Source organism: Methanonatronarchaeum thermophilum, from assembly GCF_002153915.1.
GTDB classification, from domain to species: domain Archaea; phylum Halobacteriota; class Methanonatronarchaeia; order Methanonatronarchaeales; family Methanonatronarchaeaceae; genus Methanonatronarchaeum; species Methanonatronarchaeum thermophilum.
In genome coordinates this window covers 236,530-260,000 of the sequence record NZ_MRZU01000003.1, presented here as the reverse complement: position 1 = coordinate 260,000, position 23,471 = coordinate 236,530, and the positions used below count along the sequence as shown (strand labels likewise).

33 protein-coding genes (1 of these 33 running past the window's edge) are annotated in these 23,471 nt (G+C 36.9%); 27 read left to right on the top strand and 6 right to left on the bottom strand.

What is annotated here, in order from left to right; genetic code table 11:
- The 6 genes from AMET1_RS02580 to AMET1_RS02555 all read left to right on the top strand — a co-directional run.
- Window positions 1–618 carry the final stretch of a dihydroorotase gene (locus AMET1_RS02580; RefSeq protein WP_086636920.1) on the top strand. It extends 693 nt beyond the left edge of the window, so only the last 618 of its 1,311 coding nucleotides appear in the window; the start codon falls outside the window, past its left edge; its stop codon occupies window positions 616–618.
- Complete coding sequence (locus AMET1_RS02575) at window positions 569–973, top strand: toprim domain-containing protein (RefSeq protein WP_161490730.1); 405 nt, start codon at window positions 569–571, stop codon at window positions 971–973. Before AMET1_RS02580 ends, AMET1_RS02575 begins: the two co-directional genes overlap by 50 nt.
- Before the next feature lie 426 nt (window positions 974–1,399).
- Complete coding sequence (locus AMET1_RS02570) at window positions 1,400–2,356, top strand: hypothetical protein (protein ID WP_161490729.1); 957 nt, start codon at window positions 1,400–1,402, stop codon at window positions 2,354–2,356.
- The gene (locus tag AMET1_RS02565) at window positions 2,346–3,323 is read left to right on the top strand and encodes a methionine synthase (RefSeq protein ID WP_086636917.1); all 978 of its coding nucleotides are present in this window, start codon (window positions 2,346–2,348) and stop codon (window positions 3,321–3,323) included. Before AMET1_RS02570 ends, AMET1_RS02565 begins: the two co-directional genes overlap by 11 nt.
- 22 nt (window positions 3,324–3,345) lie before the next feature.
- Window positions 3,346–4,272: a malate dehydrogenase gene (locus tag AMET1_RS02560; protein ID WP_086636916.1), complete on the top strand. Its 927-nt coding sequence runs from the start codon at window positions 3,346–3,348 to the stop codon at window positions 4,270–4,272.
- The gene (locus tag AMET1_RS02555) at window positions 4,269–5,006 is read left to right on the top strand and encodes an MBL fold metallo-hydrolase (protein ID WP_086636915.1); all 738 of its coding nucleotides are present in this window, start codon (window positions 4,269–4,271) and stop codon (window positions 5,004–5,006) included. Before AMET1_RS02560 ends, AMET1_RS02555 begins: the two co-directional genes overlap by 4 nt.
- An 88-nt stretch (window positions 5,007–5,094) precedes the next feature.
- Here the strand turns inward: AMET1_RS02555 and nikR are convergent, their stop codons facing one another.
- Window positions 5,095–5,520: a nickel-responsive transcriptional regulator NikR gene (nikR, locus tag AMET1_RS02550; protein ID WP_394334874.1), complete on the bottom strand. Its 426-nt coding sequence runs from the start codon at window positions 5,518–5,520 to the stop codon at window positions 5,095–5,097.
- 156 nt (window positions 5,521–5,676) lie between these two features.
- Here nikR and thyX point away from each other — a divergent pair, with 156 nt between their 5' ends.
- From thyX to AMET1_RS07990, 3 genes are all read left to right on the top strand, one after another.
- Entirely contained in the window at window positions 5,677–6,552 is an 876-nt protein-coding gene (gene thyX, locus AMET1_RS02545) for an FAD-dependent thymidylate synthase (protein WP_086636913.1), read from the top strand.
- 153 nt (window positions 6,553–6,705) lie between these two features.
- The gene (locus AMET1_RS02540) at window positions 6,706–7,116 is read left to right on the top strand and encodes a CBS domain-containing protein (RefSeq protein ID WP_143406814.1); all 411 of its coding nucleotides are present in this window, start codon (window positions 6,706–6,708) and stop codon (window positions 7,114–7,116) included.
- A 116-nt stretch (window positions 7,117–7,232) separates the two neighbouring features.
- Entirely contained in the window at window positions 7,233–7,532 is a 300-nt protein-coding gene (locus AMET1_RS07990; RefSeq protein ID WP_201721245.1) for a zinc ribbon domain-containing protein, read from the top strand.
- Window positions 7,533–7,616: 84 nt separating this feature from the next.
- Here AMET1_RS07990 and AMET1_RS02530 read toward each other — a convergent pair whose 3' ends face one another.
- Window positions 7,617–8,378: a winged helix-turn-helix domain-containing protein gene (locus AMET1_RS02530; protein WP_161490728.1), complete on the bottom strand. Its 762-nt coding sequence runs from the start codon at window positions 8,376–8,378 to the stop codon at window positions 7,617–7,619.
- Between the two features lie 111 nt (window positions 8,379–8,489).
- Between AMET1_RS02530 and AMET1_RS02525 the strand changes: the two genes are divergently transcribed.
- Entirely contained in the window at window positions 8,490–8,729 is a 240-nt protein-coding gene (locus AMET1_RS02525; RefSeq protein ID WP_086636910.1) for an MTH865 family protein, read from the top strand.
- 131 nt (window positions 8,730–8,860) lie between these two features.
- Here the strand turns inward: AMET1_RS02525 and AMET1_RS02520 are convergent, their stop codons facing one another.
- From AMET1_RS02520 to AMET1_RS02510, 3 genes are all read right to left on the bottom strand, one after another.
- The gene (locus AMET1_RS02520; RefSeq protein WP_086636909.1) at window positions 8,861–9,433 is read right to left on the bottom strand and encodes an HD domain-containing protein; all 573 of its coding nucleotides are present in this window, start codon (window positions 9,431–9,433) and stop codon (window positions 8,861–8,863) included.
- 10 nt (window positions 9,434–9,443) lie between these two features.
- Complete coding sequence (locus AMET1_RS02515; RefSeq protein WP_086636908.1) at window positions 9,444–10,328, bottom strand: damage-control phosphatase ARMT1 family protein; 885 nt, start codon at window positions 10,326–10,328, stop codon at window positions 9,444–9,446.
- Window positions 10,329–10,647: 319 nt separating this feature from the next.
- Window positions 10,648–10,899: a hypothetical protein gene (locus tag AMET1_RS02510; RefSeq protein WP_143406813.1), complete on the bottom strand. Its 252-nt coding sequence runs from the start codon at window positions 10,897–10,899 to the stop codon at window positions 10,648–10,650.
- Between the two features lie 403 nt (window positions 10,900–11,302).
- On the opposite strand from AMET1_RS02510, the gene glyA reads away from it, so the two are divergent.
- From glyA to AMET1_RS02490, 4 genes are all read left to right on the top strand, one after another.
- Complete coding sequence (glyA, locus tag AMET1_RS02505) at window positions 11,303–12,577, top strand: serine hydroxymethyltransferase (RefSeq protein ID WP_086636906.1); 1,275 nt, start codon at window positions 11,303–11,305, stop codon at window positions 12,575–12,577.
- Between the two features lie 8 nt (window positions 12,578–12,585).
- Complete coding sequence (gene serB, locus AMET1_RS02500) at window positions 12,586–13,233, top strand: phosphoserine phosphatase SerB (protein WP_161490727.1); 648 nt, start codon at window positions 12,586–12,588, stop codon at window positions 13,231–13,233.
- Window positions 13,227–14,105 carry a coiled-coil protein gene (locus AMET1_RS02495; RefSeq protein ID WP_086636904.1) on the top strand — a complete coding sequence of 293 codons (879 nt, stop codon included), beginning with the start codon at window positions 13,227–13,229 and terminating at the stop codon, window positions 14,103–14,105. Before serB ends, AMET1_RS02495 begins: the two co-directional genes overlap by 7 nt.
- Before the next feature lie 272 nt (window positions 14,106–14,377).
- On the top strand, window positions 14,378–15,484 hold the full coding sequence (locus AMET1_RS02490; RefSeq protein ID WP_086636903.1) for a M24 family metallopeptidase: 1,107 nt from the start codon (window positions 14,378–14,380) through the stop codon (window positions 15,482–15,484).
- Window positions 15,485–15,531: 47 nt separating this feature from the next.
- Here the strand turns inward: AMET1_RS02490 and AMET1_RS02485 are convergent, their stop codons facing one another.
- Window positions 15,532–16,386 (bottom strand): pantoate kinase, encoded by an 855-nt coding sequence (locus AMET1_RS02485; protein ID WP_086636902.1) that lies wholly within the window; start codon window positions 16,384–16,386, stop codon window positions 15,532–15,534.
- A 282-nt stretch (window positions 16,387–16,668) separates the two neighbouring features.
- On the opposite strand from AMET1_RS02485, the gene AMET1_RS02480 reads away from it, so the two are divergent.
- Genes AMET1_RS02480 through rplX form a run of 13 tightly spaced genes read left to right on the top strand, consistent with a single transcriptional unit; the run spans window position 16,669 to window position 23,470 of the window.
- Window positions 16,669–17,502, top strand: a complete 834-nt coding sequence (locus AMET1_RS02480) for a putative RNA uridine N3 methyltransferase (RefSeq protein WP_086636901.1) — start codon at window positions 16,669–16,671, stop codon at window positions 17,500–17,502.
- Between the two features lie 13 nt (window positions 17,503–17,515).
- Entirely contained in the window at window positions 17,516–18,463 is a 948-nt protein-coding gene (locus tag AMET1_RS02475; protein ID WP_086636900.1) for a 50S ribosomal protein L3, read from the top strand.
- Between the two features lie 3 nt (window positions 18,464–18,466).
- Window positions 18,467–19,195: a 50S ribosomal protein L4 gene (rpl4p, locus tag AMET1_RS02470; protein ID WP_086636899.1), complete on the top strand. Its 729-nt coding sequence runs from the start codon at window positions 18,467–18,469 to the stop codon at window positions 19,193–19,195.
- Window positions 19,196–19,447 carry a 50S ribosomal protein L23 gene (locus tag AMET1_RS02465; protein ID WP_086636898.1) on the top strand — a complete coding sequence of 84 codons (252 nt, stop codon included), beginning with the start codon at window positions 19,196–19,198 and terminating at the stop codon, window positions 19,445–19,447.
- A gap of 10 nt (window positions 19,448–19,457) precedes the next feature.
- Window positions 19,458–20,162, top strand: coding sequence for a 50S ribosomal protein L2 (locus tag AMET1_RS02460; protein WP_086636897.1), 705 nt, complete (start codon window positions 19,458–19,460; stop codon window positions 20,160–20,162).
- 5 nt (window positions 20,163–20,167) lie between these two features.
- Window positions 20,168–20,566: a 30S ribosomal protein S19 gene (locus tag AMET1_RS02455; RefSeq protein WP_086636896.1), complete on the top strand. Its 399-nt coding sequence runs from the start codon at window positions 20,168–20,170 to the stop codon at window positions 20,564–20,566.
- A gap of 12 nt (window positions 20,567–20,578) precedes the next feature.
- Window positions 20,579–21,037, top strand: a complete 459-nt coding sequence (locus AMET1_RS02450) for a 50S ribosomal protein L22 (RefSeq protein WP_086636895.1) — start codon at window positions 20,579–20,581, stop codon at window positions 21,035–21,037.
- Window positions 21,037–21,924, top strand: coding sequence for a 30S ribosomal protein S3 (locus AMET1_RS02445; RefSeq protein ID WP_143406812.1), 888 nt, complete (start codon window positions 21,037–21,039; stop codon window positions 21,922–21,924). Before AMET1_RS02450 ends, AMET1_RS02445 begins: the two co-directional genes overlap by 1 nt.
- 1 nt (window position 21,925) lies before the next feature.
- Window positions 21,926–22,135, top strand: a complete 210-nt coding sequence (rpmC, locus tag AMET1_RS07765; protein WP_143406811.1) for a 50S ribosomal protein L29 — start codon at window positions 21,926–21,928, stop codon at window positions 22,133–22,135.
- Complete coding sequence (locus AMET1_RS02440; protein ID WP_086636894.1) at window positions 22,119–22,373, top strand: ribonuclease P protein component 1; 255 nt, start codon at window positions 22,119–22,121, stop codon at window positions 22,371–22,373. The genes rpmC and AMET1_RS02440 overlap by 17 nt, the downstream gene beginning before the upstream one ends.
- Window positions 22,374–22,382: 9 nt before the next feature.
- Entirely contained in the window at window positions 22,383–22,715 is a 333-nt protein-coding gene (locus AMET1_RS02435; protein ID WP_086636893.1) for a 30S ribosomal protein S17, read from the top strand.
- The gene (locus AMET1_RS02430; protein ID WP_086636892.1) at window positions 22,712–23,110 is read left to right on the top strand and encodes a 50S ribosomal protein L14; all 399 of its coding nucleotides are present in this window, start codon (window positions 22,712–22,714) and stop codon (window positions 23,108–23,110) included. Before AMET1_RS02435 ends, AMET1_RS02430 begins: the two co-directional genes overlap by 4 nt.
- 12 nt (window positions 23,111–23,122) lie before the next feature.
- Entirely contained in the window at window positions 23,123–23,470 is a 348-nt protein-coding gene (gene rplX / locus AMET1_RS02425) for a 50S ribosomal protein L24 (RefSeq protein ID WP_086636891.1), read from the top strand.
- The last annotated feature ends 1 nt before the right edge of the window (window position 23,471 follow it).

Sequence of the window (23,471 nt, the reverse complement as noted above, 5' to 3'; positions counted from 1 at the left end):
AAAACACTGAATTTAATCAATGACTCTACTGTTGAGGTAACACCACACCACCTACTTCTAACTAAGAGTGATTTGAAATCTCAGGGTAGTTATGTTAAAACCAACCCCCCTATAAGGGGTCGTAAGAATAGAGCCATGTTATGGAAAGCACTTAATTCAGGTGAAATCGACGTAATCGCTTCAGATCACGCTCCCCACACACAAAACGAAAAAGAACAAGGTTTCTGGAAAGCACCCTCAGGAGTCCCCGGAGTTCAAACCATGCTTCCACAACTAGCTTACCACGTAAAAAAACGAAACCTATCCCTAAAACGTTTTGTAAAAACCTTGTGTGAAAATCCAAGCGACATATATGGATTGAACAAAGGATATATAAAAAAGGGAATGGATGCTGACTTAATATTCATGGATTTCAGCGATATAACTAGAATAAAAAAGAACATGCTGCACAGTAAATGTGGTTGGACCCCGTATACAGGCCGTAGAGCCATTTTTCCACAAAAAACAATGTTGAGAGGCAAAGTAATTTACAAGAAATCTGGGTTTAGAGATAAAATAGGTGAAGAGATTGAACCAAAGGGATATAGAAAAAGCCGAGAGAATAGAAAAACTACTTAAAAGATTGAGAAATGAAAACAAAATAGTTTTAGTTGAAGGTAAAAACGACCGTAAGTCACTTAAAAAACTTAACATCAACAATGAAATGGTTTTAGTTTCTGAAAACGCCGAACCACTATCCACCATAGCAGAAAAAATATCTAGAAAACATAACGAGGCAATAATATTAACCGACTGGGACCCACATGGAGATAAACTATCCCAACAACTTCAGCAGGTATTAGAGAGATATGGAGTCACTGCAAACGACGTATATAGAAGAAGACTTAAAGCTATGTTATTAAAAGAAATAAACGACGTGGAATCACTACATCCCTTCTATAAAAACCTAAAACAAAACTACAGTTGGCTATAAACCCATCTTCCTTGAAACAAAAAACATATCAATAAAAAAAGTTTTTTTATAGATTCTACCTCCCTTTTTGGAAATCATTACCATGTAGAGGATCTCGGAAAGGCAATTACACATATCTGCGGTGTCGTAATTACTTTTCTACAATTTCAATTAAACGACCCTGAAGATCCAGCTGAACTCTATGTGAGTAGATATGTCAAGATATACAGTTTTTTCAAATACAACAGCTATTTAGTAATTCGGTTCTATTTAAACTACACGTATTGGTTTAAATAAAATACAAGTTTTTTGTTCAACCCAGGTTGAACGATAGAATAATCCAATTAATAAAGAAATAAAGAAATAAAATAAAAAAGTATATTTTGGCTGTTTGGATTGTTAGTTTGTTTTAAATCGATAATAGTTTTATTTAAAGGAGGCGAAAACTTGACAGAATTAGTAACAACAAACTCGGGTTTTTTCCCTAGACCGAACTACCTAATCGAAGCCTACAAAAAAGTAGGTGGGCTTCAGAAAGAAGGTATGGACGATAACGTTAGAAATGAATTAGAAAACGAGATATCAAGTGCCCGTGGAGAGATTATTGAAATTCAAGAAAAAGCTGATATAGACTTGATAACCGAAGGCCAGTTGCATTGGGATGACCTGCTCGCATATCCTGCAACAAAGATTGATGGAATCGAGTTAACCGGACTAATCAGATATTATAATACAAACAGGTTCTACCGTAGACCTCTTGTTAAATCCGATTTAAAAGCTGACGAAATAATTAGAAATGAATATAAAAAGACATTACAGCTTACTGATAAACCTGTTAAACCGATATTACCAGGCCCATTAACCTTCTGCGATTTACTGGAGAACCAGCATTATAAATCTGATAAAGAGATGATGGAGCAGGTTATTGAGATAATGATACAGGAGATCAATGCACTTGATAATTTGGGTGCTAAATTGATCCAGCTTGATGAACCATTTATAGCTACATGTGAAGGAACACCAGACCTCGAACCCATATCAACTATAAATGAAAACATAGATATCGAACTTCAAGTTCAGACGTATTTTGGTGAAATCGAAGAGATCTACCCAGAATTAATGGATATATGTGACTGTGTTGGACTAGACCTAACAGGAGATAATGGAAACTGGAGTGCCATCGAACAATACGGAGTGGATAAAAACCTCAACGCCGGTTTGATAACAACTAAAAACACAAAACTCGAGTCTAAAAAAACAGTCGAAGACAAGATAGATAAAATATTAGAAAAGACATCTCCTGAAAAACTTTACATAACAACCAATACAGCATTAGATTTCCTTCCATGGAAAATCATGTTAAAGAAAATAAAATTTTTAGGAAGTGACCTCAATGATCGATAAACTATTTCCTACAACGATTATCGGTAGCTATCCAAAACCAAAATGGCTAAATCGAGTAAAAGACCTCTATAACGAAAATAAAGTATCTAAAAAAGTTCTTAAAGAAGCAGAAGACGATGCAAGTAGACTAATACTAAATGAACATCAAAGAGCAGGTATAGATATACTGAACGACGGAGAGATGCGTCGTGAAGAGATGACAGAGTATTTCGCTGAAATGATACCTGGATATGAATTCCACGGCCCAGTTAGGGTATGGGGAAACAACTACTTCAATAAACCAAGCGTGGTAGAGGAACTAAAAGACCCCAAACCAATGTTGGTCGATGAATTCAAATTTATGAAACAGATAGTAGGTGAAGAATCATATATAAAAATACCTATAACAAGCCCATACACAATAGCAGAATGGTCATTCAACGAAGTTTACAGTCGAGAAGAACTGATATACCGACTATCCGAAATCATAAATAGAGAACTAAAACTCCTTGAAGATGCTGGCGCCAAATGTGTACAGATAGACGAACCAGCACTCTCCACACGCCCTGAAGACGTCGAAATAATCGAAGAAGCAATGAGAATAGTTACAGACGGCGTCAACATAGATAAAATTATAATGCACGCATGCTACGGAGATTTCTCCACAATATACCCAGAAATACTCGAATTCGACGTAGACCAATTCTCACTTGAATTCGCAAACAATGACTATGAATCACTAGAAATATTCAGTGAATACGAATTCACAAAAGAAATAGGATATGGATGCATCGACGTCCACAACCAAGAAATAGAGACAGTGAACCAAATTAAAAAAGACATAAAAAAAGGCATTGAAGTATTCAAACCCGAAAAAATGTGGATAAACCCAGACTGCGGAGTTAAACTACTACCCCGAGATGTAGCATACAAAAAACTTGTAAACATGACACAAGCAACTCAAGAACTACGAAAAGAAATGAACTAAAAAACAAAAAAAGAGACAAAACATGAAAATAACAGTCATTGGAGTAGGAAACGTAGGGTCAGCAGTATCCCAACGAATAGTTAACGGAGGTATCGCAAGAGAACTAATAATGCTCGATGCAATCGAAGGGCTAGCCAAAGGCAAAGCCCTCGACCTCCAACACACCACACCAATAAAAGGAGAAACAAAGATAAAAGGAACAACAAACTACAGAGACACCAAAAACTCAGACATCATAGTCATAACAGCAGGAAAACCAAGAAAAGAAGGAATGACAAGAGACGACCTAGCAAAAGGAAACGCAGAAATAATCTCACAAATATCACAAAACATAAAAAAATACAACTCCAAATCAAAAATCATAGTCGTAACAAACCCACTAGACCCAATGACATGGCAAACATACAAAAAAACAGGTTTCCCCCGTAAACAAATAATGGGAATGGCTGGAGAACTAGATACCGCAAGATATGAAAAACTCCTGTCCAAAAAAACAAAAATATCACCCGAAGACATCCATGGACTAGTAATCGGCCCACACAACAAATCAATGATACCACTAACTGAAAACACAACAATCAGAGGAATACCACTAAACAAATTCCTAAACCAAAAACAAACCAAAGAAATAGTAAAAGAAACAAAAAAAAGCGGTAAAAAAATAGTCAACTACCTACAAAACGGAAGCGCATACCACGCACCATCAGCAGCAATATACAAAATGATAAAAACAATCGCAAGAGATGAAAAAAGACTATTAAGCGTATCAACAGTACTAAAAGGCGAATACGGAATAAAAAACACCGCAATAGGAATCCCCGTCATAATAGGAAAAGATGGAATCGAAAAAATCCCACAAAAACATCTAAACCAAAAAACAAAACAAAAACTTCAAAAAGCCGCCAAAGAAATCAAAAAAACCAACAAAAAACTAAACACAAACCAATGACAAAAACAACATTCCTAGGAACCGGATGGGCCGTACCAACCAAAAAAAGATCCTCAACCTCAATCCTAATTCAACCCAAAAACATACTAATAGACTGCGGCGGAGACATAGCCCACAAACTAACAAAAAAAGACATCCCACTCACAGAAATCAAAGACATACTACTAACACACGCCCACACAGACCACATCAATGGACTACCCGGCCTACTACAAGCCTCATGGCTCTCAGGACAAAAAGAAAACATAAAAATAACAAGCACCCCCAAAGCAATCAAAAAAACCAAAAAAATAATAAAATCCCACGAATTCAACTTCCCATTCGAAATAAAATACCAAAAAATAACCGGAAAAGGAAAACTCGACAACAACGTCAAATACACAGAAGTAAAACACAAAGACCAAGCCCTAGCCTACAGATACAAAAACATAACCTATTCAGGAGACACAAAACCATGCCAAAACCTAAACAAACTAGCAAAAAACACCAACCTCCTAATACACGAAGCAACATTCCCAACAGGCCAAGAAAAACAAGCCCACCAAACCGGACACTCCACCATAGCCGACGCAATCAAAACAGCCCAAAAAACCAAAACAAAAAAACTAGCAATAATCCACCACAAACCCAAAATAAACATAAAAAAACAAATAAAACAAACAAAAAAAGAACTAAAAGCCAAAAAAATCAACATAAAAATACCAAAAGACCTCGACACCATAAAAACAAAATAAAATAAAATAAAACAAAATAAAAAAAATATAAAAAAACCAGTTATCTAAAAATTATTGTTTTGAGTTTTCTATTTTTCAGTAGAAATTGTTATTCGATGTTTTTAAATGAAGTCATAACTAGTTTACCGTGTTTAACTCCTTTAGAGCTGATTAATCTGTCGGAGATTTCTTTTATTTTATTGGAGTCACCTTTTATTGCAACAATCTCCATACAATTTTCTTCATTTAGATGGAGATGTACGCTTGATAGGACATTGGTGAAATCTTCATGTTGGAGTTGGTTAAGTTTATCAGAGATACCTCTGGTATCGTGGGAGTAAACTAAAGTTAAAGACCCTATAACTTCTTCATTGGAGTATTTTAATTCGTCTTTTACAAGGAAATCTCTAATTAAATCTCTAATAGCTTCCGATCTATTAGCATACATTTTTTCTTCAATCTTTTCATCAAATTTCTCAAGAAGCTTTGAATCTATGGAAACACCAATTCTATTAGTATCCGACAAGTTAATCAACTCCAATTAAAATAGAACCCTGATACACTATATATCTTATATCTTATTTTTAAAAAAATCATGCAACATAAACAAATAATGGACAATTACTTATTTGGTGTTCAGGCATACAAATTTACATAAAAAAAGTAATCATATTTCTGGAGTCAAGATCGAATGAAGATTACAATACTTGATTATACGGATAAGGGTGAGGAGTTACTCACTAAATGTGGTATGGCAACGACAACTGAAACACCTCCAAGCAAGTATCAAGTTAACAAAAATGATGTTGGAGATTTTATGGAGATAAGCCGTGAAATGGAACTTTCCTCAGTATTCAATTTCCCAACAGTAATATACGAGGTTAAAGACGTATCACGTTCATTTACGCACCAACATGTGAGACATCGAATGGCCGCACACATGCAACAATCACTTAGATACACAGAGATAGATCCAAAAAACACTTCCTTCTTCATAACTCCCCCATCGATAACGAAAAAAGGGGTTGAGGCAACTAAAAAATATATTAAAAACCAATTAAAAACAGCTCAAACATACAAAAAATTACTTAAAGAAGATATACCGCCCGAAGACGCTAGATTCGCACTACCAATCGGTGTAAAAACATTTTTAACAACCGCTATGAACGTTGAATCAATACTTCACTACTTAAACGTACGTGCATGCATGGACTCACAATGGGAAATAAGAGCCAATGCATACACCCTACTAGCAGCATGTAAACTAATATATCCCGAAATATTCAGAGAAGCAGGTCCACACTGCATAACTGGAAGATGCAAAGGACGTGGAAAAGGCAAATGCAAAAAAGAAGCAACAAAAACCATAGAAAAACTGGAAAATAAGGTCAATAAAAATAGACCCAAATTTAACGATATTCATAAAAATGAATCTATAATACTAAACCTAACTGAAATACTCGGATACAAAGCCAACCCTAAAATGGAAAACCAAATACAAAAACAACTCGACTTAGACAACATCAATCTCTCTTTCAACGTAAAACTAGAAGTTATAAAAAAATAACCTAACTCCACCAAAAACAACACCGCAACAACAAAAACATCTCTACAACAAAACTAAACTAAAACAGCCAAAACTTTGCAAAGAAAATAAAAAAGGTTTTTTCATTACTAAACAAAGATAAGAGAAAAAGTATTTGTTTGTTCGTTAGAGAAAGTGTATACAGGTGGTAAAATGTTTGAAGGTGAAGTTAAAGCTAGCGATATGATGGTGGAGAAAGAAAAACTAATTACGGCTGGCCCTGAAGATAGGGTCGCTGCTGTAATTCTTCGAATGATTAGAGATGGTGTTGGTGGGGTACCGATAACAGATGAAGGCCAGTGTGTTGGAATAGTTACTATGCGTGACATCATGTTCGCTAATTTCTATGGAGCGGGAGAACTACCGATATCTGAAATAATGACCAAGGACTTGTTAACTGTCTCTCCAAATGCAACAATGATCGAGGTAATTCGTTTAATGTTGAAATACAAGATAGAGCGTATACCTGTTGTTGAAGATGGAGAACTAAAGGGATTGATAGTTAGAAACAGTATTTTAAGGTCTATAAGCGACCTAACAGAGTAAGAATATTTAGGAAGATTGTTTGGGTTTTAACTTATTTGGAGTGAGAAGTCCTTTTCCTCATGGAACGAATGTGGAGTTAGGTTGGGGATGAATCACCCGAACCAATAAAAAAGTTGTTGAAGAAGTTAGACCCGAAAGATACCAGTAAAGAATGTTCCCAGTGCGGAGTCAAAACCGACAAAAATCTGTGGCAGAGAGAACATAGTTGTCCAAGCTGCGGGTGCACAACCGATAGAGACTACAACGCAGCACAGAATATTTTAGGCAAGGGACTTGCCGAAGTTACGTCTGCAGAGACTGCAAACTCTACAGACAACAAACACCAGATTCAGTTCTGTAATGTACCTGCAAGTTACGTCATCAAAACAGGAAACCCCCTCCACACCAAGGCATACCCAAGGTATGGTAGTGGGTAGTGCAATTGGCCTAAGGAATAGATTTTTGCTCTTAGGCTGTTTTTTTATTTATTTTTTTGATTATATTTGGTTTTTTGTTGTTTTTTAGTTTTTGCAGGTTTTTGATATTAACCTAAGTCCTGATATTACTCTTTTGCCTTTTGTTGTTATCCAGTATTCTCCGCCTTTGTGTTTTTGGACGATGAATTCTTTTTCTCGTAGTTGGTTTAGGTGGAACATTAGGTTTCCTCCTTCTAGTTTTACTATTTCTGAGAGTTGGCTGAATGATTTGCTGTCATCTGCTAGTGTGCTTAGTATTTTTAGTCTTGCTTTGTTGGATAGTGGTGATATTATTTCTTCAACTATTTCTTTGTCGATGTCTTCCTCTTTTGGGGTTATGTTTGTTTGTATTTCGTCTATGCATAGTTGTTCGATGAATTGTACTTCTTCTTCAACTGTGTTTAGGACCATTTTGAAGCATTTTTCACATTTTTGGTAGGGCATTTCTTTTTCGAGTGTTTTTAGTTCTTTTTTCTTTTTGTTAGATATTTTTTTTATTTTCTGTATTTTTTGTTCTTTAAATTCGTTGTATAGTTCTTCGAATGCGTTTGAAAATTCTTTTATGCACATTTCGTTTAGGTCGCATTCTTTTGGGAGTTTTAGCTCTAGTATTTGGTTTATTTCGTGGTTTCTTTTGTTTGCTATTGGTGCGATGCATTTTTCGGAGAGTATTTCATGGAAGATCTGTCTTATGTCGTTTCTTGTTCTTTTTCTATATGCTTGTATCTCTTTTTTGATTTCGGTGATTTCTTTTTCTATATTTTCTAATTGCCTTTTATGTTCCATTTCTATATCTGAAGTTTTCATTTCAGACCTTCTCATTATTTTATTGTTCAGTTCAAAACAAATAACTTTACTACATATTATTAACAATAAACTTTATAAAACTAACCTAAATATTGTTTTTTGGTGAACAAGATGGATGTAAAAAAAGAGATAAAACAACAGATAGTGGGTGCACTAAAAGGAGCCGATTTCCCAATAGAAACACCGGAAGAACTACTCAACGCATTCCCTGAAGGAGCTGACACAACATGCGCTGCAGGTGACATAGAAATAACAGCTGGAGAAGCAGGAGAACTATTAACAGAAAACCACTTCCCATTCAAAGACCCTGAAGAAGTAGCAGAAACAGTTCTAAACGCAGTCGAACTCTAAAAACCCCCCCATCCCCCCACCTTTTTTATTTCCGTTTTAAAACCCGATTATTAATATCAAGAACAAAAAAACAAAAAAATAATAGAAATTAACCGAAACCTTTGTGATAACCAAAAAACTATTCAAAAAAACTATTCAATCGATTTATAATTGGATTTTATTTCTTTAAAGAGTTTTACACCTATATCGGTTGACAAATCCGGTTCCGTAGTCTCAAAAAAACCATCTAAACTATCGAAATCATTTTCCTTATCAGCAAAGACATCTTTTTTATTCTCTTGATATATACAGGCCTGTAAACACATATCGATTAAATCCATGTCTTTAACAAACAAAGCTTCCCTACTACTCTGTTTTTTATATTCTATATAGCTATCCAGTAATTCACTGTCTAATTCTTTTTGAAGTTTCTTGAGAGCTTTAGCTTCTTTTTTCTTTTTAGCTTCCACGTCTTGTTTAGATTCTAATTTAGATTTGGGTATATCTCCTGTTTCAACTTCAAGTATATCGTGTATCAAAGCCATTTTAAGGCATTTATCCAGTTCAAGATTACCGTGAAATAATAATGCAAGTATTGCAGTTCCCCATGAATGGTCTGCTACAGACTCCGGGTCTCCTATTCCCTTTAAAACCCAACCACTGCGTTTCTCTTCTTTAAGCTGAAATAGAGTTTTTAAAGATTCAACATCGATTTCCTTACACATAAAAACCACTTTATTTTTCTTGCTTTTTATGGCTTAATTTAGCGATGTTAGAGCCAACTGGATATCCAATTGATCGTGAAACCGGCTCACACTTAACCTTAAAGAGATAAGCAATATCATAGTTGTCTTCAACTTCTGTTAAGGATTCATAGTTAGCCATACCTTTACTTATAATCAAATCCACATCTCTAAGTGTATCAATTGCCTCCTCTGACAGGTATCTAAAGTTTATTCCAACAGCCCGTTCACCAAGTTCAACAACCTCACTAACCTTCTTATCCAACCCGATTTCCTTTACATCATCCAATGTCATGTCATTAAAGATAGGGGCCCCACGAACAACTAGAACAATATCACAATTACTTCTATCATTCAACTCATCGATCAACAGGGAATCAAACAAAGCTTCACCACAGTTGTCAAGAAGATAAGCTATTTTATCAGAACTATCAACCATCTCCATGATCTCATCGATATCATCAACAGCTAACTCACCTTCATTAATTTCCTTTTTAAATCTCTCTTCAACCCCAAACTCAGCCTCATGACCCATAACACCAAAATCAAAAGAATTAGCAACAATACTCGCGAGAACAAGTTTATCTAAATCACCTTCTAAAACACCATCCAACCCACATATAACCTTCTCAGCAATATCATTACTTAAATCCTTTTTATCACGGTATATATCTCCACCACCTAATGAGTCATACACCGTTCGATGAACCTCGGAAGAAATTAAATGACCAGGTTTTTCAATACCAAACTCATCCTCCAAAATATCAATAGCATTAGACATAGCCCTGAATCCAGCTTTATCATCAACATCTGACAACTCTATTTCATATCTCACTCGATTTAACAAACAAGGAACACAATCCAATTCAAACTTCATAAACAAACACCAATAAAAAACGCCTGAAAACTACAATACATAATATACCTAAAAAACGATAAACTCTGATAAAAAGTTACTTCTAATAAACGTTATATTTTACCCGGCAATAAAATGGTCAAACACCATCCAATCAAGTTATAGAATAAACCTACATCCAACATTAATCCAAGATTAATTCAACATAAAAATAGATAGATCAATATCTGTAGAAAAGGTATTTCGAAAGATAAATAAAACCAATTTTTTTTAGGTCAAAAACATGTATAACAGAAACCTCAATAACCTAACCGATTAGAAAAGATGTCTAAAAAAATTCTTATTCTTCAGCCCTATCAAAGTGGTCTCTCATATATTTTTTATAAGCCCGTTTACCTTTTTCTGTAATCGCAAACTGATTGAGTTCTTTATCTTTTTCTTCAGTTAGCTTTTCAATATGGCCTTCTTCGCTTAAATCTACCAATTCTTTATCTAGCTTTTCGTCATCTAGATTAGTTTTCTTTTCTAGTTCAAGGAATGTAAGATCATTGTAGTTTAACGCGCGCAGGATGACTTCCTTATTTTCTCTCATAATAATCATCAAATCCTATCTAAATAAAATCTAGAACAAAACCAAATTAATTTTATTCCATTTTAATAAATAGCTACAATCTTTTTTTTGATTGTATTAGATATCTTAACAACCAGTTCTCGATATGTCTTTAAATATATTAACTTTTTACCTAAAAAATATCCACATAAACCTCTAAATAGAGATAACTAACAAAAAACCATGATATCTTACTAAAATATTTGAAAAAGAATTTAAACAAGAAGATACTAAAACAAACTCTAGATTCCGGTTTCATCCTTTAAATTCAAGTAGGTTTGAGAGAGAAAAGATAGGGATGTATTCTGTTTTACTGGTAATCGATGTTTTTTTTAAATATCGCAATACCAGCTTTGAAGTTTGATTTAAATTGAGGAGGTTATTCATGACATCTGAAGATATAGAATTTATAAGAAACAAGATTAGAGAACATCATAATTGGTTTGGCAGTTCTCTGCCCATGATAGCTAGCGAAAACATAACATCTCCATTAACCAGAGAGGCAGTAGGTTCCGACCTATCCCATAGATATGCAGAAGGAGACCCAGGGAAGCGTTTCTATGAAGGCTGTAAATATCTAGATGAAATAGAAATAAAAACTCAGGAACTCGCAACCGAATTATTTGGGTCAGAAACCGCTGATGTAAGACCAATCTCCGGTGTTTTAGCAAATTACGCTGCATTCGATGCACTGGCAGATTATGGGGACACCGTTATGTCACTATCTGTTCCAAGCGGAGGCCACATCTCACATTCGAAGTTTTCAGCAGCAGGCTTGATGGGTTTCGATATAAATGAATTTCCTTTTGACGAAGATAACCTGAACATCGATACCGAAAAGATGTGCGAGATGATAAAAGAGCTTGAACCTGAATTAATCATATTTGGAGCATCAGTAATACCATTTCCACATCCAGTCGAAGAGGCTCGGGAAATCGCAGATGAAACCGGTTCAAAAATAATGTATGACGCTGCTCACGTATTAGGTTTAATCGCTGGAAACCGATTCCAAGACCCAATTGCTGAAGGCGCAGATGCAATGACAGCAAGCACACACAAAACCTTCCCAGGACCCCAAGGTGGAGTAATCCTACATAAAAAACAATTCGATAAAGAAATTAGAAAAGCAGTTTTCCCAGGAACAACCAGTAACCACCACCTACACCACATGGCAGGTCTTGGAGTCACACTAGCCGAAATGAAGGAATTCGGTGAAGAATATGCAAACCAAACGATAAAAAACGCCAAAAAATTAGGCAAAGCACTATATAACCAAGGCTGCCACGTACTTGGAAAAGACAAAGGATATACCAAATCACATCAACTCTTAGTAGACGTTTCAGAGAATGGTGGTGGAGCAACAATAGCTAAAAAACTTGAAAACGCCAACATAATCGCTAACAAAAACATACTACCATGGGACGATGTAAACAACACCGAAGAACCATCTGGAATCCGATTAGGCGTCCAAGAACTAACCCGTGTTGGAATGAAAGAAAAAGACATGGAAGTAGTAGCCGAACTTATGTCCAGAATAATAGTCGAAGGGGAAGAAACTAAAAAAGTTAAAGAGGACGTAAGAGAATTTAGTGACAAATTCAATAAAGTCCATTATTGTTACGATGGACGTATTGAAGCCTACCAATTTTCTGAGATATAAAGTTAAAGGTGATTGTAATCAAAGGTCTGGTTGTCTTCGATTTAGACAGTACCCTAATAGATGCTGAGATAGTAGATGAGCTTGGCAAAATATGTGGAAAGGGTAGTGAAATCGAAGATATAACCAAAAGAGCTATGGAAGGCGACTTCAATTACGAAGAATCCCTACGGGAAAGAGTCAAACATCTCGAAGGAATTCGCCAAGAAGAAATAAAAGAAGTTGCTGAAAACGTTCCCTTAACAAAAGGAGCTAGACAAACAATCAAAGAACTTCATAAAATGGGGTTTAAAACCGCCATCATCACAGGAAGCTTCAAAACCGCAGCCGAACCAATAGCCAAAAAACTAGATATAGACATCACGATAGCCAATGAACTAGAGTTTAAAGATGGTCGTGCAACAGGTAAGGTTACAGGCCCAGTAACAAAAAGCAATAGTAAAGGCGAAGTCCTAAAGAAGCTTTTAAGTGACCTTAAGATAACTAATAATAACAGCATCGTTGTTGGTGATGGTGCTAATGATCTTTCTATGTTTAAGGTAGCGGGCTATTCAATCGCATTTAACGCTAGCCCTATATTAACCAAAAAGGCAGATGTAGCCTTAAATGAAAAAGATCTAAGAAACGTTCTTTTAAAAATCAGGGATAATGTATGCTAGAGAGACTGTTAGAGAGAAAAGAGAATCTAGACGAAAAGGTTACAGAATTTCAAGAGAAAAGAGACAAGTATAATTCAAAGGCCAGTGAGTTTTCTTCTGAAAGAAACGAACTAAACGACAAAGCTAGAGAATACGTCGAAAAAGCCCAAGAATACAAACAAAAAAGAGACGAACTAAACAAAAAAGTACAGGAGAAAAAAGACGAACGAGAACAACTCAACAAAGAAATCAGAAAAAAACAAAACGAAATCGATGAAATCAAAAAAGAAATCGAATACAACGGTAAATCACCCGAAGAAGTAGAAAAACAAATCGAAGAACTCGAGTTCGAACAACAAACACAAGTACTAAGCAACGAACGAGAACAAGAAATAATCGACCAGATATCAGAACTCAGAAAACAATACAAAAAATCCAAAGAATCAATAGAACACAACCAAGACCTCAAAGAAAAAACCAAAGAACTCAACGAACTAAAACAAAAAGCATCAGTAATACACGATGAAGTAACAGAAATAGCCGACGAAGCGCAAGAAAAACACAACAAAATGATCGAAAACTTCGACAAAGCCGACGAAATAAGAGCAGAAGCCGACGAATCACACCAAAAATTCATAGAAGCACAAGAAAAAGCCAACTCCTACCACAACCAGTTTATAAAAGCCAAAAACGAGCTAGACGACTTCAAAAAAGTCATCAAAGGACTCAAGAAAAACAAACAAAAGAAACGAGCACAAAAACAACAAACAAAAAAACAGAAAAAAACAGACGAAGTCAAAGAAAAAGCCGAAGAAGTCTACCAAAAATTCAAAGAAGGAGAAAAACTCGACACCGAAGACATCATGTTGCTTCAGAGAGCAGGCCTTGTATAAAAAAACACCACAGACAAAAAATAGTAACCTTATCGTGCAGGTCGCAAACTCCAATTAGCCTGGAGAACAAATGCGACCAAATTTTTTTGTTTTAATTTTTCATAAAAACATTTTCATAACTTCTCAACAAATTCATCAACCATCTATTACCAATCAGTTTAACAAATATTTTTAATGTTAAGCTCCAACGTTAGTTCTATATTCAAGAACCAAATAAACTGAAACAGTTGTATTCTATTTAGTTAAAACAAGATTTAATTAGGTGTTTATAGATGGTCTTCGAATTAAAAAAGGATAAATTTGATTGTTTTATAGCTTTTTCTGAATCATATAACAACTCAAATATGTATCACCTTTCTTCTTTTTTAAGTACTGATCCATTTGTTTTTTTTAAATCACCTGAAAAAACTTGCATAGTGGTTCCAGGGATGGAGGTGGAGAGAGCAAGAGAAGATAGCGATCTCGAAGTTATATCTTTATCAAATTTTGAACAAAGCCAAAACCGATACTTAGGCGCTATAAAAAAATTGTTAAATGATGCTGGCTGTAGTAAAATAGGTGTTCCAGATGAATTTCCAATAAAAATTGCACATAAATTAGGTGGATACCAACTATTCCCAATCAATCTTTCTAAACAAAGAGCTGTAAAAGAAAAATGGGAGATACAGCATATAGAAAACGTTCAAAAAACAGCCGAATCAGGTATGAAAACCGCTGTATCCATATTAGAAAAATCTGAAGTGATTGAAGGTGAATTATTTTATAAAGACAGGCCATTAACCTCCGATTACATAAGATATCGGATAAACGTTGAGTTATTGCGCAACGACTGTATATCTATGGATACAATCGTGTCATCAGGGAAAGAAACTTCAAGCCCACATAACTCTGGTACTGGCATACTCAAACCAACACCAATAATAATAGACATCTTCCCTAAAAACAGAAAAAATAGATACTGTGGAGATATAACACGGAGCTTTTCGAAAATAAAAAACAATAAAATAAATAAGGTCTATCAAGATGTTTTAAACGCCCAAGAAACCGCTTTCAACAAAATCAAAGAAAAAAACCAGATAACAGGAGCAGAAGTTCACAACGCAGTCTGCAACTATTTCGAAAAAAAAGGATACAACACACCTCGAACCGGAGGCAAAACAGGGTTCATACATTCAACTGGACATGGTGTAGGACTAGACCTACATGAAAAACCAAGTTTAGGCAGAGCTGGAACTACATTAAAAAAAGGACATGTCGTAACAATAGAACCAGGAATCTACAACCCTGAATTTGGTGGAATCCGAATCGAAGACCTAATCACCATAACAGAAGACTCTTTCAAAAACCTAACAACATTTGAGAAAAACCTTTATATCTAAACTAAAGACCAAAAAACACTACCTGTATTATAGTAAAAATAGATTTTTCATTTCTTTAACTCAATTATTATTGGCCCTCTATCTGCTATTCCTGTAGTGATAACTTCCCCAAACCTAGATAATATATCTGGAGACTCAATCGAGAAGATTGTTTGACCAATCATAGCCATACTCGCATTCACTCCATATGTATCAAGATCATTTAGGATTTCCATGGTTTCCTCAGGAGCTATTTCAATTTCATTAGTAAACTCCCTTGACAATTTAACCATATTATCTAAAGTGGGTTTCTCCAAAAACCTAGATATTTTGTCATTTCCCGACCTATTTATCTTCTCTACCAGTTTTTCATCACTCAATACAGAACAAGTTTCAATCTTATCCAAAGTTAAAAGATGTACCTTTCGATCTCTAGATACTAATATACTGTCAACTTCATTTTTACCAGGCGCACCAGGCTTAGTGTTAACAGTAACCCCTCGATAGAGTTGCGCACCAACATCACCCAAACCACTCATTAACTCAACCTCAGCTTCATGAGCAATTCTAGCTAACTGATTAACCGTTTTTGGATATCCAATCGCTTTAGAAACAGCCAACACACCCCCCAATGCTTCAGCACCACTCATACCAAAACCCATACCAACAGGAAGTTCATATTCATAACAAACATTCACATCATATTCTTCATCAACTTCACTCAACAACTTCAAAATAGCCAATCTCCCAGCTCCATCACAATCAACAGTAGTCTCACTCGACCTACTAACATCTACCTCAACAACCAACCCCTTATCTAAATTTATCCCAACACCAGTAGAACCAGACCTATCAATACAATCATCAATACAAACTTCAAAAAAACCAGATATATGACCAGGAATCCAAACACTACAATACAACTTAATCACCCCAATTCAATTCAATTCAATTCAACTCAATTCATTTCAATTAGATTGAATTTGATTTAATATATTTTGTTTTGGGTTCATCACAATCAACTAGTGAATTATCTTATTTTTTAGGTGTTTTGGTTTGTTTTTTTTGTTTTTGTGGATAAGAACTATTTGTTTTGAAATTTATTTGAATTGAGTGTTTGGGTTTTGGTGTTTTTTGTGTTTGAATTATTATTTTAGGGATTTTTTACTGTAAGTATACGAAATATTTAAGTGGAGAAAGGAAGGATGAAGAAAACAGCACAGAAGTTAAGGGTACTAATCCCCTCTTCGTTAACTGTCGAGTCTAGAGATAAAAAAGTTAAGACGGTGAAGATCGGGTATGTTGCTAGGGCTGCAGCGATTTTTAAGGTTGATAGTATACGGATATACAGGGATCGGGCTCATGATGAGTCTGATTTGATAAAGAAGGTTCTTGAGTATTCGGAGACTCCTCCATACTTGAAGAAGAAGGTCTTTGGGTTGGATGATGACCTTAGATATGTTGGCACTATACCGCCACTGCAGATTCCGAGCCATAACGTTGAGAAGGAAACTGAGGTTGGTGAAGTCAGAGAGGGGTTTGTGTTAGAAAAGTTTGGCGATGAGAGAGTAGGTTCTGATTACTGCGCAAGGGTGTATATAGGTCTAGAAAGACCAGCCCTTCTCGCTAATTGTAGTGATGTAAGCGAGAATCAGCGCATAACTGTCAGGACTATTTCCTGCGATGACAAAATAGTGGTAGAAAAGGTCCCACAGAGTGAAGTACCCTTGTATTGGGGATTCGATGTAGGTATCTGTGACCTAGATACTGAGCTTAGAATGCTTAAAGAAAGAGATTGGAGTATAATATCCACTTCTAGAAAAGGAGAAGTTGTGGAACCAAACTCCATCAATAAGTATCTTTCAAACAGAAATGCAATTATATTCGGGTCTCCAGATGAAAGTGTAAATCAGATTACGGATAGAATGGACCTTGTTGACCAGGAGATAAACACAATTCCAGATCAAGGTACAAAGACAGTTAGAACAGAAGAAGCAATCCACTCCACATTGACAATATTGAACTTGAATAGAAAGTAAGGTGGTTAAAGAAATGGTTAAGAAAAATAGACCAAGAAAAGGGTCGCTGGCATACAGCCCGAGAAAACGAGCAGCGAGTGAGGTGCCCAGAGTTAGGGCGTATCCAGACATAGAAGCAAACAGGCTTTTAGGCTTCGTAGGTTACAAGGCCGGTATGACCGATGTTGTTATGGTCGATGATAGACCTAATTCAGTGACAGAGGGATCTGAAATATCAGTTCCTGCAACTGTAATAGAGACACCGGAGGTCGTAGCGACCAGAATAAGGGGATATAAAGAAACTCCATACGGAATGAGACCCCTGGTAGAAGCTGAAGCCGGAGAATTCGATTATATTGAAGAAGAAATTAATGAAGGAAATGTTGACGAATTGAGAGTAACAATACAAACATCTCCAGAACTAGTGTCAGGAATACCAAAAAAGAAATCTGATATAATGGAGATCCCTTTAGGCGGATCAATGGAGAGTCAAGCCGAGTATTCTAAAGAGATACTTGGAGAACCTATTAAGGTTTCTGAGATATTTGAAAACGGAATGTACGTCGACGTTTCTGCAGTTACTAAAGGAAAAGGCACAGAAGGTCCCGTAAAGAGATGGGGCGTTAAAATACAGGGTAGAAAGGCACAGAGAAAGGGTAAGGGAAGACATATCGGTAACCTCGGTCCATGGCATCCAACACACGTTAGATGGCAGGTTCCACAAACAGGTCAAAAAGGATATCACCAGAGAACAGAGCTGAACAAAAGAATCCTGATGATAGATGACGATGTTTCAAAAATCAATCCAAATGGAGGATTCACCCAGTACGGTGAAATCAAAAATGAATACCTACTTCTAAAAGGCAGTGTACCAGGACCTACAAAAAGAATGGTTCGAATACGAGATGCAATACGGCCAAAAGGAGTAGAGGGACAAGTTGAATTAAAACATGTCTCTACTGAAAGCAAACAAGGGGTGTAACCAATGGCTAAAGTCTATTCAACATATGCAGAAGAAAAAGGAGAAAAAGACCTCCCTGATGTATTTAAAACACCATACAGGCCAGACCTAATAAATAAAGCATTCCTATCAATACAGTCAAATAAAAAACAGCCATACGGATCCAACGAACTATCAGGTAAACGTACAACAGCCGAGTCATGGGGTGCAGGACGAGGTGTCGCAATGGTTCCAAGAATCAAAACAGGAAGACGAGCAGCATTGGTGCCACAAGCAGTAGGTGGAAGAAGAGCCCACCCACCAAAAAAACAGAAAGATTTCTCTAAAGAAATAAACAAAAAAGAAAAACAACTTGCCCTCAAAAGCGCTGTAGCAGCAACGGCAGATTCTGACTTAGTTAAGTCACGTGGACACAAAATCGAAGACTCACCGATAATAGTTGAAGACGAATTCCAAGAAATCAAAAAAACAAAGAGAGTTTCAGAGTTCTTAAAACTAATGGACCTATGGGAAGACGTAGAGAGAGCTAAAAATGGAACTAAAAAGAGAAAAGGGAGTAAAAAAGTTCCAAAAAGCCTTTTAATCGTATATGACGAAGACAAAGGCATCTACAGAGGAGCAAGAAACCTACCAGGAGTGGACATAATAGACGTAAAAAACCTAAACATCGAGTTATTAGCTCCAGGTGGAGACGCAGGTCGACCAACAATATGGACCGAATCAGCTATAGAAAAAGCAGAGGAGGTTTTCTAAATGTCAATAATAATAAACCCCGTAGTAACTGAAAAAGCTACAAGAGTAATGGAACAAAACAACTCCCTAACCTTCATCGTCAACATAGACGCAACAAAAAACGAAGTTGCCGACGAAATCGAATACATGTACGGCGTTGAAGTAGAAAACATAAACACAATGATAACTCCTCAAGGAAAGAAAAAAGCAATCATAACCCTTTCTTCCGATTATGATGCAGAAGAGATAGCAGGAAGAATAGGAATATTCTAAGGTGATAATTATGGGTAAAAGAACAAGATCACAAAGAAGTGGACGGGGCAACCTGTATTCAGCCCCCTCACATAAATATAAAACTAAAATAGGACATCCTTCTGCAGATGAAGACCTAAAAGGTGAAGTAATCGATATAGAACACGACCCAGCTAGAAACGCTCCAATAGCCAGAGTAAAATTCAGCAACAACGACGAAAGACTGGTGCTGGTACAAGAAGGAATCTCAACCGGAGACAAAATAGAGTGCGGAACCGAAGTAGAAATAGCTCCAGGAAACACCACATACCTAGCTGAAATACCAGAAGGAACACCAGTCTGCAACGTAGAAGGAAAACCCGGCGACAAAGGAAAATATATCCGAGCATCCGGAACATACGGAATATTAATAGCACACGATATAGGCAAAGCAATAGTACAACTACCATCCGGAGAACTGAAATGGTTCAGCCCAAAATGCAAAGCAACAATCGGAGTAGTCGCAGGCGGCGGCAGAACAGAAAAACCATTCGTAAAAGCCGGTAACAAATTCAAAAAAATGAAAGCAAAAGGCGGAAAATACCCAACAGTTAGGGGAGTCGCCATGAACGCCGTAGACCATCCATTCGGTAGCGGTCGTACACAAACCCCAGGAAGATCCAAGTCCTCAGCAAGAGGCGCATCACCAGGAAGAAAAGCTGGTAGCATAGCGTCAAGTAGGACTGGAAAGAGGTGATTTAAATGGTTCGTGAAGAGTTCAAATATAGAGGATACACACTTGAAGAATTAAAGGAAATGAATCTGGACGAATTAAAAGAAATACTACCGTCCAGAGCAAGAAGAAAGATAGAGAGAGGCCTTAACGAAGAAGAGAAAAAACTACTCGAAGAAATACGAGAACTACAAGACTCCAGCGAAGACATAGTAGTGAAAACACACCTACGAGACATGATAATACTACCCGAATTCGTAACCCTAAAAATCGGAATCCACAACGGAAACGACTTTGAAGTCATCCGTGTAGAACCCGAAATGATAGGACACTTCATAGGCGAGTTCGCAACAACACGAAAAGACGTCAAACACGGCGGACCAGGTATCGGTGCAACCAGGTCATCAAAATACGTACCACTCAAATAAAGGTGAAAAAACATGGCACAGTATGACTATTCAGTTGACCCCGACCCCGAAAAAACATCCAAAGCATACGGAAGAGAACTACATATCTCACCAAAAGACTCCGTCGAAATATGCAACTACATACGCGGAATGAAACTCGATAAAGCAAAAAACACACTTCAAAAAACAATCGAAAAAGAACAACCAATCCCATATAGAAAACACAACTCCAACAAAGGCCATAGAAAAGGACTGCAAGGATGGGATGCAGGAGGCTACCCCGAAAAAGCAGCATCAGGCATACTAAAAATACTAGAAAACGCAGAAAGCAACGCAGAATACAAAGGACTAGACAAAGAAAAACTAAAAATCAAACACATAGCAGCAAACCGCGGCCGACAACTACCAGGAATGATGCCCAGAGCATTCGGAAGAGCAACACCAAGCAACACATCAACAACAAACATCGAAGTCGTATTGGAGGAACAATAATGGCTATCCAAAAAAAGTTCGTAAAAGATGGAATAAAAAAAGCAGAAATGGACGAATTCCTATCCAAAGAAATAGACAGAGGAGGATACGGAGGAATCGACATCAACAGAACACCAACTGGAACACAGATTGTATTATACGCAGAAAAACCAGGAATGATAATAGGTAAAGGCGGAAAAAGAATAAGAAAACTAACCAGAAAATTCAAAGAAAAATTCGACCTCGAAGACCCATCAATAGAAGTAAAAGAAGTACAAAACCCCAACACAAACGCCCAAGTCGTAGCACAAAGACTAGCAAACGCCCTAGAAAGAGGATGGTACTTCAGAAGAGCCGGATACTCAACACTAAGAGACATAATTGACGCAGGAGCAATGGGAGCACAAATCGTACTCTCCGGAAAACTAACCGGCTCAAGATCCAGAGTAGAAAAATTCACAGAAGGATACATAAAACACTGCGGCCAACCAGCACAAGAAATAGTCGATGAAGGACAAGCAGTAGCCAAAAAGAAACTCGGAACAATAGGAGTAACAGTAAGAATCATCCACGAAGGAGCAACACTACCCGACGAAGTCGAAATCGTAGAACCCGGAGAAATCGACGAAGAAGAAATAGAACTCACAGAAACAAAACAACAACCAGAAACAAAAGAAACCGAGCCAGAGGAACCTAAATCTGAGGAAACTGAGATTGAAAGTGAAGGCGAAAGTGAAGCAGAGATAGAGCCTGAAGAGGATGAAGAAGAAAAGAAAGACATCGTCGTTTGCCAAGTTTGTGGAGAAGAATTCAAGGCAATTACCGGAAGCCACCTAGCAACTCACGATATCGATATGGATGCCTATAAAGAGAGTTATCCGGATGCAAACATAACACCAGGTGATTAATATGGCGATATTGAAGACAGATGAAATAAGAGAGATGGCTGTTGAGGAACGTGAAGAAGAACTAGAGTTGCTTGAAAACGAGTTGGTCAGCCTTAGAGCTCAAGAAGCAGCTGGTGGTCAGCCTGAAAATCCCGGTAGAATCCGGGAGATCCGGAGAACAATAGCCCGGATAAAGACAGTTATGAGGGAAGAGAATGAAGATAACGCCTGAGAACTTAAAAAGACATGAACTGATTGGGCTTAAAACCAAGGTATTTGAAAGCCCCAACCCCAGTCAAAGGGGTTTAGAAGGTGAAGTGCTCGATGAAACTCGAAAAACACTTAATATCTCAGGTAAGATTATACCGAAACAAGGCTGTTCATTCATTTTCACGCTTCCTGAAGGCATTAAAGTAAAAGTTGATGGGAACAAGATATACGGTTCCCCTGAAGATCGTATTAAAAATTGAGGAATTTTAATGACAGCAAGAGATATTGGTCTTAATGTTAAGAGTCCAGAAAAAGAATGCAATGACGAAAACTGTCCTTTCCATGGCAAACTGCCAGTAAGAGGGCAGGTAATGGAGGGAGAAGTAGTCTCTATTGTAGACGATAAAAGCGCGGTGATTCAGAGAGAATACAAAAAAGAAGTCCCTAAATACGAGAGATATGAAAAACGTAAATCGACAACCACAGTACACAAACCACAGTGTCTCGACATCAAAGTCGGAGACAAAGTAAAAGCAGCAGAATGCAGACCCATAAGCAAAACAAAATCATTCGTAATAGTCGAGCGAGGTGAAGGTGAGTGAGAGGAATAAAAGCCAGTGTAACAAAAGGAATTCAAAGCAAAACATTGATAAAATGCGCTGACAACACCGGAGCCAAAGTACTAGAATTCATCTCATCAAAAGGATACCGTGGTACAAGAAGAAGACAACCAAAAGCAGGTGTAGGCGACCTAATAGTCGTATCGGTAAAAAAAGGCGTTCCCGAAATGAGAAAACAAGTACTAACAGCAGTCATAGTAAGGCAAAAAAAGGAATACAAAAGGCCAGATGGTATAAGAGTAAGTTTCGAAGACAACGCAGCAGTTATAGTCGATGAAAATGGAGAACCCAAAGGAACAGAGATAAAAGGCCCAATTGCCAAAGAAGCCGCGGAGAGATTTCCAAAAATCGCGAGCACAGCAACAATGATAGTATAAAGGTGATTAAGGATGACAAAACAACCCCGAAAACAAAGAAAAAACAGATCTAACGCCCCACTACACAAAAGACAGAAATATATGGGCGTTAACCTCTCAGAAAAACTGCAGGAAAAGTTTGGTAAAAAAACAATACCTGTCAAAGTAGGAGATGAGGTCGAAGTAGTCAGAGGAGACCATAAAGGAGAGAAAGGCGAGGTTACAGAAGTAGATATGAAACAAGAAAGAATCGCGATTGAAGGACTCACTATAAGAAAATCAGATGATTCCCAAGTTCCTGCCTATATCCATCCGTCAAACCTCAAACTAATAGACCTAGATACCTCCGACAGAATGCGAGTAAAACAACTGGAGAGATAAT